Source organism: Streptomyces sp. NBC_01320 (genome assembly GCF_035974375.1).
Taxonomy (GTDB): domain Bacteria; phylum Actinomycetota; class Actinomycetes; order Streptomycetales; family Streptomycetaceae; genus Streptomyces; species Streptomyces yanii.
Genome location: NZ_CP108390.1, coordinates 4,428,060 through 4,442,226, shown reverse-complemented (window position 1 = coordinate 4,442,226; position 14,167 = coordinate 4,428,060). Strand labels below are relative to the sequence as shown.

Annotated in this window: 11 protein-coding genes; 4 read left to right on the top strand and 7 right to left on the bottom strand. The window is 69.4% G+C overall.

From position 1 onward, the window contains the following. Positions 1-88: 88 nt before the first annotated feature. Positions 89-610, bottom strand: coding sequence for an SRPBCC family protein (locus OG395_RS20030; protein WP_327244178.1), 522 nt, complete (start codon positions 608-610; stop codon positions 89-91). Positions 611-663: 53 nt separating this feature from the next. Beyond that, positions 664-1,698: a medium chain dehydrogenase/reductase family protein gene (locus OG395_RS20025; RefSeq protein WP_376339850.1), complete on the bottom strand. Its 1,035-nt coding sequence runs from the start codon at positions 1,696-1,698 to the stop codon at positions 664-666. A gap of 177 nt (positions 1,699-1,875) precedes the next feature. Between OG395_RS20025 and OG395_RS20020 the strand changes: the two genes are divergently transcribed. Both OG395_RS20020 and OG395_RS20015 read left to right on the top strand, forming a co-directional pair. Beyond that, positions 1,876-2,529, top strand: coding sequence for a TetR/AcrR family transcriptional regulator (locus OG395_RS20020; protein ID WP_327244176.1), 654 nt, complete (start codon positions 1,876-1,878; stop codon positions 2,527-2,529). Positions 2,530-2,705: 176 nt separating this feature from the next. After that, positions 2,706-4,058 carry a hypothetical protein gene (locus tag OG395_RS20015; RefSeq protein ID WP_327244175.1) on the top strand — a complete coding sequence of 451 codons (1,353 nt, stop codon included), beginning with the start codon at positions 2,706-2,708 and terminating at the stop codon, positions 4,056-4,058. Between the two features lie 167 nt (positions 4,059-4,225). Here the strand turns inward: OG395_RS20015 and OG395_RS20010 are convergent, their stop codons facing one another. From OG395_RS20010 to OG395_RS19995, 4 genes are all read right to left on the bottom strand, one after another. Further along, on the bottom strand, positions 4,226-4,399 hold the full coding sequence (locus OG395_RS20010; RefSeq protein WP_327244174.1) for a hypothetical protein: 174 nt from the start codon (positions 4,397-4,399) through the stop codon (positions 4,226-4,228). A gap of 261 nt (positions 4,400-4,660) precedes the next feature. Next, positions 4,661-6,022 carry an SGNH/GDSL hydrolase family protein gene (locus tag OG395_RS20005; protein WP_327244173.1) on the bottom strand — a complete coding sequence of 454 codons (1,362 nt, stop codon included), beginning with the start codon at positions 6,020-6,022 and terminating at the stop codon, positions 4,661-4,663. A 411-nt stretch (positions 6,023-6,433) separates the two neighbouring features. Beyond that, positions 6,434-7,087 (bottom strand): class I SAM-dependent DNA methyltransferase, encoded by a 654-nt coding sequence (locus OG395_RS20000; RefSeq protein ID WP_327244172.1) that lies wholly within the window; start codon positions 7,085-7,087, stop codon positions 6,434-6,436. Positions 7,088-7,216: 129 nt separating this feature from the next. Beyond that, entirely contained in the window at positions 7,217-7,828 is a 612-nt protein-coding gene (locus OG395_RS19995) for a YceI family protein (protein ID WP_327244171.1), read from the bottom strand. Positions 7,829-8,053: 225 nt separating this feature from the next. Here OG395_RS19995 and OG395_RS19990 point away from each other — a divergent pair, with 225 nt between their 5' ends. Next, the gene (locus OG395_RS19990) at positions 8,054-8,578 is read left to right on the top strand and encodes a hypothetical protein (RefSeq protein ID WP_327244170.1); all 525 of its coding nucleotides are present in this window, start codon (positions 8,054-8,056) and stop codon (positions 8,576-8,578) included. Positions 8,579-8,646: 68 nt separating this feature from the next. Here OG395_RS19990 and OG395_RS19985 read toward each other — a convergent pair whose 3' ends face one another. Beyond that, complete coding sequence (locus OG395_RS19985; protein WP_327244169.1) at positions 8,647-9,873, bottom strand: glycoside hydrolase family 64 protein; 1,227 nt, start codon at positions 9,871-9,873, stop codon at positions 8,647-8,649. 349 nt (positions 9,874-10,222) lie between these two features. On the opposite strand from OG395_RS19985, the gene OG395_RS19980 reads away from it, so the two are divergent. Further along, on the top strand, positions 10,223-14,095 hold the full coding sequence (locus tag OG395_RS19980; protein WP_327244168.1) for an endo-alpha-N-acetylgalactosaminidase family protein: 3,873 nt from the start codon (positions 10,223-10,225) through the stop codon (positions 14,093-14,095). The last annotated feature ends 72 nt before the right edge of the window (positions 14,096-14,167 follow it).

Below are 14,167 nucleotides of genomic sequence, written 5' to 3'. Positions count from 1 at the left end.
CTTTCAGGGTCACAGAGACCCTGAAAGGCCCGCCCTTGCCCGTGGACTCACGCCGGTGCCCGGGCGGTCGGGACCCCGCTCCGCGCGGTCAGTTCTCGGCCTCTGCCTTCAGGTTGTGGAGCCAGGCGTCCAGTGAGGCATCCAATGCCGCCTGGAGTGCGGGGACATCGGCCTCGACCGGCGCTCCGGCCCAGGACTCCTCGGTGTGGACGTGCACGCCGTCCGGGCGCGGGGTGAAGGTCCACACGTGGACCGCGGTGATGCCCTGTGCCGGCCCGCCCCACGCGATACGGCGTTGCGGTGAGACCTGCTTGACGGTCGAGTCGATGTCGCTCAGGCCGTGCACCGACCAGCGGAAGACGGAGCCGGCCCGCAGCGGGCCGGGGGTCAGCTCGACCGCCTCGGTGACATCGGGCTGCCAGGTCGGCCAGGCCTCGACGTCGGTCTGGATCTTCCAGATCCTGTTCAGCGGCGCGTGGATGACGATGTCGTCACGGGTGATGACGGGGGCCCGGTGGTCGATCTCCACGGGGAGGTGGGAGCCGCCCGACATGCCGATCGTGAATGCGACGGGCAGGGCAACGGCCTTGGCGAGAAGGGGGACGAGCATGGTGGTACTCCTTGTGCGCGGTGAGGGGGTGGTCGGGTGGTGGCGGACAGGGGTTACGGGACGAGGACGACCTTCCCGGCGACCGTGCCCGACTCGGCCAGGCGCAGCGCTTCGCCGGCGCGGGCCAGGGGGAGTTCGGCGGCGACCCGGGCGGTGATCTCGCCGCGCTGCAGAGCCGTGAACACCTGGGTGAGGTCGGTGCGCAGCCGGGACCGGAAGCGGTTCTTGGAGAAGGCGCGGCCGGCCCAGACGTTGAAGAAATATGCGCGGCGGCCGTTGGGCAGCCAGTTCCACAGCCACACCCGGCCCAGGAGCTTGAGTACGGGCCATTGCCCCGATCCCTCGTCGTCGCGGGTGGCGGCGCTGCCGTAGGAGACGAGGGTGCCGCCGGGGGCGAGCAGCTGCCAGGAGTCGATGACGCTGCGGCCGCCGACGTGGTCGAACACGGCGTCCACTCCTTCGGGGGCGAGCTCCCGGACACGAGCAGGGACGTCGCCGCCCCGGTAGTCGACGGGGGACACACCGAGAGCGCGCAGCGCGGGGTGGTGGCGGGCGGAGGCGGTGCCGATGACCCGGACGCCGGCGCCGAGCGCCAGCTGGATGAGTATCGACCCGACTCCGCCGTTGGCCCCGTGGACGAGGACGGTCTGTCCGGCGCGTACGCGCGCCTTGCGGTGGAGCATCTGCCAGGCGGTGATGCCGTTGACGACCGCGGTCTCGGCCTCCGCGGCGCCCAGACCGGCAGGCACCTCGACCACGTCGGCGGCGTCGAGCACCACGTGGCTGGCCCAGCTGCCGGTCTTGGTCAGGGCGGCCACCTGCTTGCCGAGCAGGTCCGGGCCGACGCCTTCGCCGACGGCGAGCACGCTGCCTACCAGGTCGTATCCGGGGACGAAGGGGAACGGCGGCTGGTCGTAGTACCGGCCGCGGCGCATCTGCTGCTCGGCGAAGGACACTCCGGTCGCCTGCATGCGGATCAGGACCTGTCCCGCGGCCGGGGTGGGTACCGGCTGCCCGTAGCGGATCTCCAGCCCCTCCGGCTCGACCTTGCCCGGCAGGACGACCTCGACGCGCTCGACGGTGCTCATCACGACCTCCATTGTGTTTTAACTTCTCGCTTCTGTTAGGACCTATAACTAGAGTGAGTTCTTCTCTGGTCCGTGTCAAGCGTGTGGTTCGTTCGATCGTGATGAGGTGTGCCGTAAGTGATAACTTCTAACCATCTGGGTGATGCGGTGACGAGAAGGAAGTGAGAGGTGGCGCTCATGACCGGGAGTACGGCGACCCCCCGAGAGCGGTATCGGCAGCAGGTACGCGCGGAGGTCAAGGAGCGGGCCTGGGAGCAGATCGCCGGCGTGGGCGCGTCAGCGCTCTCCCTGAACGCGATCGCCAAGCAGATGGGCATGAGCGGACCGGCTCTGTACCGGTACTTCGCCGGCCGGGACGAGCTGATCACCGAACTCATCAAGGACGCGTACCGCAGCCTCGCCGACACGTTCCGAGGCGCTGCCGGCCTCGACCTCTCCGGCCTGGCGCAGGTACTGCGCCGCTGGGCCCTGGAGGACCCACACCGCTACTTCCTCATCTACGGCACCCCGGCGCCCGGTTACGAGGCACCGCAGGACGTCACCGCGATCGCGTCGGAGATCATGTCGACGCTGCTCGACGCCTGCATCGCTGCCGGTCCGGAGGAATCCCCGACAGGCGAGCAAGCCGCCTTGGACGCGTATTTGGAGGGCCACCGCGCCTGGGCCGCCGGCCACCCGACCGCTCAACCCGCGACCCTGCGCCGCGCCCTGGCCTTCTGGAGTCGCCTCCATGGCCTGCTCTCCCTGGAGCTGGCCGGCCACTTCGCCGGAATGGACCTGGACCCGGAGTTGCTCTTCGAGGCCGAGGTGGGCACTCTGTTGCCCCGCTGAACGGTCCTGGGCCCTGTCGGTACGAGGTGGCGGACGACCGCACGATCGCTGCGGCGGGGGGATTCGCGAGGGCCGCGGCCGACGCTCGCGCCCATGCGCCCTTGGGGAGTTCAGCGGAAACCGGGCCCACCCGGGCGGGCGGAGCAATTGTCGCCCACCTGGGTTAGCTTCGATATATGCGGAACAGGATGTTCCTCACCCTGCTGGCCGGCCTGCTGCTGATTCTGTCGGCAGCCGTGCCGGCCATGGCCCTGAGCGCGCAGAACGCCACGACGATCAACGACGTGGCCCAGGCCCTCCGTCAGGGACCGGTGTACGTCGATCCGGCAGCTGCGGACCAGCTGTCCGCCGGCCAGGCCGACGCCCTGGCCAAGAAGATCAAGGACGCCGACAAGCCGGTCTTCGTGGCGGTGCTGCCGCGGACCTCAGCGTTCCCCGAGGCCACGGTGTTGCGGACACTGCGCAACGACACCGGGATCACCGGCGTCTACGGAATCCGCCTCGGCGACACGTTCAAGCTGGGCGCGGACCGGTCGGTCATGTCCGTCGCGGCCCGCCAGAATCTCTCCGCGGCGCTGCAGGCCCCCGGCACGAATGCCGACGCCGCGACCCAGCTCACCGCCTTCGTCGACCAGGCCGTCGCCCAGGCGCGCGGCCACGCCCCCGCCTCCTGGAGCGGTGGTTCGACCGGGACGGGCTCCGGCGTGACGGCACTGATCGCCGTCGGCGCGATCGCCGTGATCGGCGGCGGGGCCGCGTACACGATGGTCCGCCGCAACCGCCGCCGCAAGGCGGAGGAGGAACGGGCGGCGCTCGACAAGCTCCGGATCGTCGTGGACGAGGACATCACCGCATACGGCGAGACCCTCGACCGCCTCGACTTCCACCCGGCGGAGGCGGGCGCCGACGACGCGATGCGCGCGGACTACGAGCGGGCACTCGACTCGTACGAGAGCGCCAAGTCGGCCATGGAGAAAGCCCAGCACCCCTCCGACGTGCGCGGGGTCACCCGGGCTCTGGAGGACGGCCGCTTCTCCCTGGCCGTCCTGGAGGCCCGACGCACCGGCCGCCCTCTCCCGGACCGCCGCCCCCCGTGCTTCTTCGACCCCCGCCACGGCCCTTCGGTGGCCGACGCGATGTGGACCCCGTCCGGCGGCGCGCCCCGTGAGGTCCCGGTCTGCGGCGCGGACGAGATCCGGCTGCGCGACGGCGAGGACCCGCTGAGCCGCACGGTCGACACCGGCGACGGCCGCCGCCGCCCGTACTGGGAGGCGGGCCCGGCATACGGCCCCTGGGCAGGCGGCTACTTCGGCGGCGGCATCCTTCCCGGCCTGCTGGTCGGCACCCTGCTCGGCTCGATGCTCTCGTCCCCGGCCTACGCGGCGGACTACGGCGGCGGCGACTTCGGCGGTGGCGACTATGCGGGCGGCGACTACTCCGGCTCCGACTTCGACGCGTCCGATTTCGGCGGCGGGGGAGACGGCGGAGGGTTCGGTGGGGGTGGTGATTTCGGCGGTGGCGGCTTCTGAGAGTCACTGCCGCCCACCGGCCGGCTCCGTCGGCCACCGCGCAGCAGAGGGCGCCCGCACTGCCGCTTTGCCGCGGTTGCGGGCGCCCTTGCATTCGCTGGAGTCAGCGTCCTGCCCGAGCCCGGCCTTCGGGGCTCAGGGACAGCGCATCAGCGTGGGAGCCGTTGCTACAGGTTCTGGTCGATCTGCATCTCCCGGACCCTGTCGTCACGGTGCGTCTTGTCATTCTTGATGGTGTACGTCGTCGCCGGGCCGGTGCCGCTGACCTTGGTGATCTCGCCCTGGCACTTCTTGTTGTCCTCGTCCCGGTACTCCACGCGCTGACCCTCGTTGTGCTGCATTGACTTCTCCACTTCTCGGTGTCGATCGGCAAGGGCCGCCCGGCTCTTCAGCCCGGGGCCTGCCCGTCCGGCGCCCGCCTCTCGTTGCGGTGCGCTATGCCAGATCACACCGAGTGCGGGCAGCCAGCGACTCCAGAGAGCCCAATGGGGTCATCTTCCGGGCGAATCCTGTGTCGTCCCCCGTGTCCCCTTGCGAGAGGGACGGCAGACGGTTCGGCGGGCGGTGGTGACTCGGGTGGCGGCTTCGAGGGAACCTCACCTTCAGTTGAAGCCGAAGTCCCGCGGCAGCGGCTCCTGCCGGAACAGCCAGGACGGGACGGCGTCCGCCAGTGCCTGGTAACCGGACGGATTCAGGTGCAGATGGTCGCCGTCGTCGTAGGCCGCCAAAATCTGTCCCGGCTTCTGCGGGTCACACGCCACCCGGTCGAAGTCGATCACGCTGACGAACCGGCCGCTGGTGCGGATCCACTCGTTGACCGTCTGCCGGGCCTTTTCGCGGTACCCCGCCGGATCGTCGTACGCGGTGTTGCCGCCGAAGGGGGTCAGCGTCGCCCCGTACACCCGGATGCCCTGGGTGTGCGCCCGGACGACGATCTGGTCGTAAGCCGCGATCAGATCGTCCGCCACCTGCTTCTGGGCGGCTTCCGAGGCATCGGCCGTGCCGATGTCGTTGACGCCCTCGAAGACGAGCAGCCACTCGACGCCGCTCTGCGCCAGCACGTCACGGTCCACCCGTGACAGGGCGTTGGGGCCCAGACCGTCGTTCAGCACCCGGTTGCCGCCGGCCGCCTGATTGAGGACCGCGGTGCCGGCCGTATCCGGGTGCGAGCGCAGTCTCTCCTGCAGCAGGTCGGGCCAGCGGTTGTTCAAGTTGGTGGTGGAGCCCCGGCCGTCGGTCAGCGAGTCGCCCAGCATGACAGCCGCCGCAGTGGTGGTCCCGGACCATACTTCGACGCCGCTCAGGAAGTACCAGTGGGCGGTCGAGGCCGCCCCGGCCAGGTCCTCCTCCCCGACATGGTTACCGGTCCGCAGGTACGACGTGGTCCGCGAACCGGGGTGCGAGGTGATGTTGTCGGACGCCTGGCCCTCGGCCAGGTACATCGTCACGGAAAGGTTGGAACCGGGCTCCAGCTCGAAGTCCAACGGGTCGGAGACGATCTCCGACCCGACCGGAACGACCGCTGACGGCCGGCCGTGGAAGGTGACCGTCCTGGAGGTCCCCGGCTGGATGGCACTGTCGCCCGCTCGCCCGCCGGCCGGAAGCGCAACCGAGACCGCGGTGATGGGCAGTGCCGCACCTCCGAAGGCGTTGGAAAAGCGCAGTCGCATCTGCCTTCCGCCGACCGACATATGAACGGTCTGCCGCAGAGTGCTGTCGGCGAGGACCAGATTGTCCTGTGTGAACGGCGCAGGCGGCATATTGCCGGGCTCGGTCAACTGCGGCATCGACGTCCAGGTATTCACCCAATGCTTTTTCAGCTGCCGCGCATGTGCGTCAACGGTCGATGCGGGCGCCTTGCGGGCGCCCTCCGCGTCCACGGCTCCCACCGCAGAGGCCGTCGCCACGGTGGCTGCGAGAGCCACTGTCACAGCCAGACCGACGATCGAAAACTTTCGAGCCATGGACTCTGTTCCCTCCATCGAAATGATCCACGAACGCTGTGGCGGTGACGGTAAGCGGGCTGATTATTGGGTGTCAAGAAGCCATACGCGATCCGACTTGAGTCGATGGGGAGGCGAAACTTTCGAAGGGTGGGAAAGAGGGTGATAGGGCACAAGGCGACTGCGCCTCGAACTGAGCAGCCATCAGGAGGCCTGCGGCGGGTGCGTTTTGGGCGTGCGGTGCCGGGGGTGTCCGCACGGCGAGCGGCGCGGCGATGGCCGCGCATTTCCCATGGCTCCCCGGGGTGTCTCAGAACAATGCTGGAACACCATGGAATGGATGCCGTGACGCGCGACTCGTCCGGTTTTTACGAACTGTCACGGCCGATGTGCCGCAGGCCTGGAAAATCCGATGCCGCTGCCGTTCGACGGTTACGAATTCCTCGGCTTGCGCACCAGGAGGCAGGCCCCAGGAGCCCGCCCGCTTTCCAGGTCACGAACCAGTGTGGCGTGCACCACGAGCCCGGCGCGGGTCGCCAACTCGGCGATGCGGTCGGGCGGCAACAGGTAGACGTCGAGGGTCATGGCGTGGCCGCCGTACCCCTCCTCCTTGCGCCGTCGTTCGTCGCCGACATGGAAGCCGAGCAGCAGGTGGCCTCCGGGGGCCAGCACCCGGTGGAACTCCTCGAACACCGTCGGCAGCACCTCCGGTGGCGTGTGGATGATCGAGTACCAGGCGACGACGCCGTCGAGTTCGCCGTCCGCCAGCTCCAGGGCCGTCATCGTCCCGACGTCGAACCGCAGGCCCGGGTGGTCCCGCCGGGCCACGTCGACCATCCCCGGCGACAGCTCCACGCCGAATGCCGGCAGGCCGAGGGAGTGAAGATGTGCTGTCACGTGGCCGGGTCCGCATCCCACATCGGCGACCGGGCCGCCGCCGGCGGCCCGCACGAGTTCGGCGAATGCGCCCAGCATCGCGCGCCCGAGCAGATCGCCCTCGAACGCGGGGCGTACGAGCTCGGCATAGTCGACAGCAACGGTGTCGTACGACGCCCGGGTTTCGCGCAGATGGGACGGCTCGGTCACGCCGCAGATGCTATTGCACCCGGCCCGGACGGCGTCAGAGCCGCGGAGGAAGGAAATGCCGAGCGCCCGCCTTCCTCCCCGGCGGGGGAATGGAGGGCGGGCGCGCTCGGGCCGGAGGACTTCCGGGGATCAGGCCTGCGGAGCGGCCTTGATCGCGGAGATGTCGAAGTTCAGCTTGACCTTGTCGCTGACCATCACGCCGCCGGTCTCCAGCGCCGCGTTCCAGGTCAGGCCCCAGTCGGAGCGGAGGATGTCCGCGCTGCCCTCGAAGCCGACGCGCTCGTTGCCGTAGACATCGGTGGCCGAGCCGTTGAACTCCAGGTCGATGGCGAGCGGACGCGTGACGTCCTTGATGGTGAGGTCGCCGGTGATCCGGTACTTGTCGCCGCCGAGCTGCTCGGCCTGCGTGGAGCGGAACGTCATGAGGGGGAACTTCTCGGCGTCGAAGAAGTCGCCGCTGACCAGGTGGCCGTCACGGTCGGCGATGCCGGTGTCGACGCTGGCGATCTTGACGTCGATGGAGGCGGCCGAGTTCTTCGGGTCCGCGCCGTCCAGCGTCAGGCTGCCCTCGTGCTCCCCGAAGGAGCCACGCACGTTGGTGACCATGGCGTGACGCACGGTGAAGCCGATGCTGCTGTGGGCCGGGTCGATGGCGTACTCGCCGGTCAGGGCAGTCAGGGCCGGGTCCACGGCGACGGGGGCGGACGGGGTGGCGGTGGACTTGCGGTTGAACAGAGCCATGGCTCCTCCTCGGGGGACGTGATCGAGCGGCAGTCGAAGTGGATGTTTAACCTTCAACGAGATTGACTGTAGACGCATCTTGTTCAAAGTTCAACATCAAGGAGCCGATTCGTTTCCGGAAGGGCGACGTTCACCTCACGGTCACGCGAGGCCCTCTGGCGGACGCGCGTAGAACTCGGGCACTATCTCCCTGCCCCCAGTTGTCATGAGCAGGAGGAGTTCCTCATGGTGTCCCGTATGACCCTGCGCCCCGTCCTGACCGCCCTCGCCCTCGTCCTCGGCGCCCTCTTCGCCCCCGGAGTCGGGGCCCTCGGCAGCGGCGCCACCGAGGCGCACGCCGTCACCAAGCTCACGCACGCGCAGGCGACGTCGATGTTCCGCGCGTCGGGCATCACCTGGTCGTCCTCGGGCGGCTGCTCCGACCGGAACAACTCCACCTGCACCTCGTTCGACCAGTTGAACCAGGCCACCGCCCAGGGCGCCCAGACCCTCAAGGGCGCCACGGGCTGCGCCCTCAACATCACCGGTGGCACCGAGACCGGGCACGCCAGCGGTACGTATTCGCACTGGAACGGCTACAAGCTCGACTTCGGCAAGTCCACCTGTCTCACCAACTACGTCCACAATGCCTTCAGCTACATAGGGCTTCGCGGTGACGGGGCCCCCCAGTACAAGTCCGGCTCCGGGAACATCTACGCGGACGAGGGCAACCACTGGGACGTGACGTACTACAACTGCGGCGGCTGCTGAGCCCGTACGCGAGGGTGCCCCCTGTCCGGCGACCGGACGGGGGGCACCCGCAGTTCTCCGCCGGGACCTCAGGACCCCACGCTCACCGTGAACCGCCGCGGGTTGCCGTCGTTCGCCGCGCCCGAGACGTCCGGCTGCCCGTCGGGACGGACATCGTCGTACGGGAAGGCGTACCCGATCGGGGTATTCGCGTGCACCACGCGCGACCAGTGGTTCGTCACCGCACCCCGGTAGTAGTCCGCCACCGTCGTGCCGTTCGGCTGGTCCGGGTGGGAGAGCATGATCGACCGGTTGAAGCCCGCGGCCAGCCGCGCCAGCAGCGCCTTCTTGTCGTCCGAGTCGCCCGGGTTGTTGGTGAACGGCCCGTGGTTGCAGGTGAAGATGTCCCTCGACGCCGGCTTGGTGAACGTGTGGCCGCCGTCGAAGGTCAGGGTGTCGCCGCTGACCCGGCCGGTCCGCACGCCCCGCCCGCCCTGGAGATCGATCCGCAGATCCGTACTCCGGTACTTCTCCCAGACCTGGTCGATCTGCGCGGTGAACAGGTCCCGGAAGGGCATCTGGTCCGGCCGGTCGAAGTAGGGCGCCATCAGGTTCTGCGGCGAGATCACCCGCAGCACGCTTCCGTCCGTGCCGCGGGTCACCAGCTTGTCCCATGGCTGCCCGTCGGCCGCCGCCCGCAGGATCAGACCGTCGGCGATCCGCTGCACGGCGCCGTTCGGCAGCGGTGCGACCGTGTGCGTCGAGTCGCCTTCCAGCGTCAGGCCGATCGGGAGCGCGGTGACCAGGTCGACATAACTGATGTTCGCGTACAGCTGCTGCGGATTGAAGGTGAACTCGCAGAACGACCAGGTGCGCCCGTAGTTCGCGTCGGTGGATGTCGCGAACGCCGGCTCGACCAGGGCGGGACCGGGGTTCAGGAAGAAATCCAGCGTGTCGTCGCGTACGAAATAGACACGGGCGCCGTACATCTGAGGAAGTGTCAGTGCGACGGGTCCGGTGCCCGCCGCCTTCAGTGGGATGGCGCAATCGACCGGGAGCGGCGTCTGCGGGGCGGCGGGGGAGTCGGGGCGGTAGACGCTGCCGTCGGCCCGCAGCAGTATCCAGCGGTCGGTGCCCTGCTCGTGTCCGGTGACATAGGCATGGACCGTGCCCGGCAACGATCGGTTCTCCAGGGCCAGTTCGCAGGTCGCGGCCGCGGTCGACGCGTGGGGGCCGAGGGTGCTTCCCCAGGTGGGGCAGGTGAGCGCGGTCGCGGTGGTGGCAGCGCCCGTCAGGAACAGTCTGCGCGAGATCACGGGGGGACTCCTGAGGTGTGGGGGGCCGCGGACGGGGCGATCGTGCGGTCAGGTGGTGCCGGGGGCGTCCGCGGTGCGCACCACTCTTGCGACGGCCGCGACAAGCGTCAAGACTTGTGACTGAGAGCGCTCTCAGAAAGGAGAAGTCTTCACAACTCGGCGTAACGGAGGGGTGGTTGGCGGATCGCTCCGGTGCAGATGCCGGTGTGGCGGTCAGGAAGTGAACGCCGCACCCGCCCCCGCCCGCGCACTGCCCACTTGGACTTACGCATCGCGGTTGTTGGACTGGAGGGCCCCGCGGGGCCGTACGTCGTTGACGGTGCGCCGACACGGGGACTACTCAGAGCACATGTCGCGAAGATTCACTTCGGCGGGCGCTGCAGCCGCCGCCTCAGCCGCAGTCCTGGCGCTCGTGGGGACCGCACTCCCCGCCGCAGCCGCCCCCCTGTCACCCGCCGCAGTCGGCACGGCCGTCCCCGCGGACGCCGCCGTCATCGGATCGCCGCAGCTCTCGGTCGCTGTCGCCGACGACTTCCCGCGCGTCCTGTCGTACACCGACCGGGCCAGCGGCAACCAGCTGTCCGGATCCACGAAGCCGGTCACCGAGGTCACCCTCAACGGCACCGCGCACGCCGTGCAGCTCAAGACCGCGCCCGAGGTCACCGACACGACCGCCCGGTACACGCTGACCTTCCCCGATCTGCCCGGCATCGAGATCGACGCCTCGCTCTCGGTCTCCGGGCGCGCCACCACCTTCAAGGTGACGGCCGTCCGCGACACCGAGGCGTTCCGGGTCGGCACCATCGACATCCCCGGCCACGACCTGGTCTCCGTCGGCTCCACCGACACCGGCGGCGCCACCGCCTTCACCCGGCTCGACCCGGATTCCACGCGGACCGCCGACGTCTTCGCCAAGGTCACCGCGGACACCGCCGCGGACAAGGCGCCGGTCGGTGCCTCGTACGCGATCGTCAACACCGGCTCGCTCGCGGCGGCCATCGAGTCCAACTCTTCGTACGACAAGCCGTCCGGTGCCACCGGCGGCGACGACGCCCGGTTCTGGCACCAGGCGCGCAAGGCCGACGACGGCAGCGTCCGGGTCGGCGTCTGGTCCGGGCAGTGGACCTACCGCGGCGCCGGAGCACCGGAGCCGGAGAGCGGCGCGGACCTCCCCTGGGCGAAGGTCGTCGTCACACCCGACGCCAACGGTGACAAGACCGTCGACTGGCAGGACGGCGCCGTCGCGTTCCGCACCATCGGCGTGATCGCACCCGGCAGCGACGACACCGCGGACCGGGTCGTCACCCACATCCCGTTCAACTTCGCCAGCCAGGCCACCCACCCCTTCCTGCGGACCCTCGACGACGTCAAGCGGGTCTCGCTGTCCACGGACGGCCTCGGGCAGATGGCGATCCTCAAGGGCTACGCCTCCGAGGGGCACGACTCCGCCCACCCCGACTACGGCGGCAACTACAACAAGCGCGCCGGCGGGCTGAAGGACCTCAACACCCTGCTGAAGGACGGCAAGAAGTGGGGCGCCGCCTTCGGCGTCCACGTCAACGCCACCGAGGCGTACGCGGAGGCCAACGCCTTCGACGAGAAGCTCGTCGACAAGACGAGGCCCGGCTGGAACTGGCTCGGCCAGAGCTACTACATCGACCAGCGGAGCGACATCAACAGCGGCAACCTGGCCCGCCGCTTCCAGCAACTGCGCAACGAGACCGATCCCAACCTCAGCATGCTCTACATCGACGTCTACTACTCGCACGGCTGGGTCGCCGACAAGACCCTCCAGTCCGTGCAGAAGCAGGGCTGGAACGTCGCCACCGAGTGGGCCGACAAGTTCGAGCGCGGCTCGCTCTGGTCGCACTGGGCCAATGACCTCGACTACGGCGGCGCCACCAACAAGGGGCTCAACTCGCAGATCATCCGGTTCATCCGGAACAGCGAGAAGGACGTCTGGAACAACAACCCGGTCCTCGGTCAGACCGCCATCGACGAATTCGAGGGCTGGACCGGCGAGACCGACTGGAACGCCTTCTACGACAACATCTGGCAGCGCAACCTGCCCGCCAAATACCTCCAGCACCAGAAGATCACCCGCTGGGACGGCAACGACATCACCTTCACCGGCGGTGTCCGTGGCACCGTCGAGGACGGCAGGCGGACCTTCTACGACCACGGCCGCAAGGTGCTGAGCGGCACCGACTATCTGCTGCCGTGGGACGGCGGGAAGAAGCTCTACCACTACAGCAAGTCCGGTGGTACGAGCAGTTGGGCCGTGCCCTCCGCAGGGAAGTACACCGTCTACAAGCTCACCGACAACGGCCGGGTCAGGACCGGAACGGTCAAGCCCGTCGACGGGCGGATCACGCTGACGGCCACCGCCGGACAGCCGTACGTCCTCTACCCGGACCACGCACCCGTCGCCGCCGACCCGAAGTGGGGCGAGGGCACCCCGGTCGACGACCCCGGCTTCAACGACAACGGGCTCGACGCCTGGTCGAAGACCGGCATCGCCGCCCGCGACACCGACGGCCGGGGACGCAACAGCGCCAAGCTCTCCGGCACCGGCACGGCGGCTCTCTCGCAGAGCATAACCGGCCTCGAGCCCGGCAAGCGCTACACCGCCTCCGCACTGATCGAGGTCGAGCCCGGCAAGACCCGGCACACGACGCTCACGGCCGGCGGGAAGTCCGTCGCCGTGGACCGCTCGACCATCGAGGACAACGTCGCCGCGTCGGACTGGCACGGCACGTACTTCCAGCGGGCCAAGGTGAATTTCACCGCCCCCGCGAGCGGCCGCACCACCTTCCGCATCGAAGCGGCCGAGGGAAGCGCCGCCACCGTGCGTGCCGATGACGTACGCATCGTCGCGGACGCCCCGGCGACGAAGAAGAACACCGTCGTGTACGAGGACTTCGAGGACGTCGACCAGGGCTGGGGCCCCTTCCTCAAGGGCGACGCGGGCGGTTCCACCGACCCCCGCACCGTCATCTCCCAACTGCACGCCCCGTACACCCAGGCCGGCTGGAACGGGAAGCTCGTCGACGACGTGATCGGCGGTAAGGAGTCCCTCAAGGCCCACGAGGAGAACGGCGGGCTCGTCTACCGGACCGCGCCCTGGACCGTACCGATGGCCGACGGCCACCGCTACAAGGTGGAGTACGACTACCAGTCCAGCCACGCCGGCGCCTACGAGTGGGTCGACGGATACGACCGGATCACGGCCGACGGCACCCCCGACTCGGTCGAGACCCGCACCACGGCGATCGGTCAGCAGCGCACCACGGGACACTTCTCCGAGACCGTCACGGCGGGCTGCGGTGACACCTGGGCCGGACTGCGCAAGCGTGACGACGCACCCGACGGTGCCGACTTCGTCCTCGACGGGTTCACCGTGACCGACCTCGGCGCCGCCCCGGCCGGTGAGATGGCCGCCTGCGGGACGCTCAGCGTCGACCCGGCCGCGGAGACCCTGGAGCCGGGCGTCGCAGGTGTCGTCGAGGCGAGTTTCACCAACTACGAGGCGACGCCGGTCACCGGCGTCTCGGTGAGCCTCACCGTCCCGGACGGCTGGAAGGCGGAGCCCGTGGGTGCGGTCGCCTTCGACTCGGTCGCGGCGGGCGCCAAGGTCACCGCCGGCTGGCGGGTCACCCCGCCGGTGGACGCCACGTACCGGACGTACCAGCTGAGTTCCGAGGTGTCGTACACGGTCGGCGGCGCGAAGCGGACTCTCGGCGCGCAGACGTCCGTGCGGACGCTGCCGCCGCCGCCCACCACGGACAGCTGGGCCAGCGACCTGGACTGGACCGCCGCCAGCAACGGCTGGGGACCGGTCGAGCGTGACCTCTCCAACGGTGAGACGGGTGCCGGCGACGGCTCCCCGCTGACGATCGGCGGCACCGTCTACGCCAAGGGCCTGGGCAGCCACGCCCCCGCGAAGATCCGCTACTACCTGGGCGGCAAGTGCACCTCGTTCACCGCCGAGGTCGGCGTGGACGATGTCCAGAAGAGCGCGGGCAGCGTGCAGTTCGGCGTCACGGCCGACGGCGCGGAAAAGGTGAAGTCACCGGTGCTGAGGGCGGCCGACACCGCCTGGTCGCTCACGGCGGACGTCACCGGCGCGAAGTACGTCGAGCTGGTCGTCGGGGACGGCGGCGACGGCAACGGCAACGACCACGCGGACTGGGGCAACGCGCGGTTCCACTGCGGGAGCTGACCGAGCGATCGGTGAGCAATGAGCAATGAGCAATGAGCGGTGAAAGGGGGTGGGGCCGGTCTCGGCCCCACC

What these genes read in the sequence shown, in the direction of transcription:
- OG395_RS20015 (WP_327244175.1), top strand. Translation starts at nt 2,706, where the DNA reads ATGCGGAACAGGATGTTCCTCACCCTGCTGGCCGGCCTGCTGCTGATT.
- OG395_RS20020 (WP_327244176.1), top strand. Translation starts at nt 1,876, where the DNA reads ATGACCGGGAGTACGGCGACCCCCCGAGAGCGGTATCGGCAGCAGGTA.
- OG395_RS20010 (WP_327244174.1), bottom strand. Translation starts at nt 4,399, where the DNA reads ATGCAGCACAACGAGGGTCAGCGCGTGGAGTACCGGGACGAGGACAAC.
- OG395_RS20005 (WP_327244173.1), bottom strand. Translation starts at nt 6,022, where the DNA reads ATGGCTCGAAAGTTTTCGATCGTCGGTCTGGCTGTGACAGTGGCTCTC.
- OG395_RS19990 (WP_327244170.1), top strand. Translation starts at nt 8,054, where the DNA reads ATGGTGTCCCGTATGACCCTGCGCCCCGTCCTGACCGCCCTCGCCCTC.
- OG395_RS19995 (WP_327244171.1), bottom strand. Translation starts at nt 7,828, where the DNA reads ATGGCTCTGTTCAACCGCAAGTCCACCGCCACCCCGTCCGCCCCCGTC.
- OG395_RS19980 (WP_327244168.1), top strand. Translation starts at nt 10,223, where the DNA reads ATGTCGCGAAGATTCACTTCGGCGGGCGCTGCAGCCGCCGCCTCAGCC.
- OG395_RS20030 (WP_327244178.1), bottom strand. Translation starts at nt 610, where the DNA reads ATGCTCGTCCCCCTTCTCGCCAAGGCCGTTGCCCTGCCCGTCGCATTC.
- OG395_RS20025 (WP_376339850.1), bottom strand. Translation starts at nt 1,698, where the DNA reads ATGAGCACCGTCGAGCGCGTCGAGGTCGTCCTGCCGGGCAAGGTCGAG.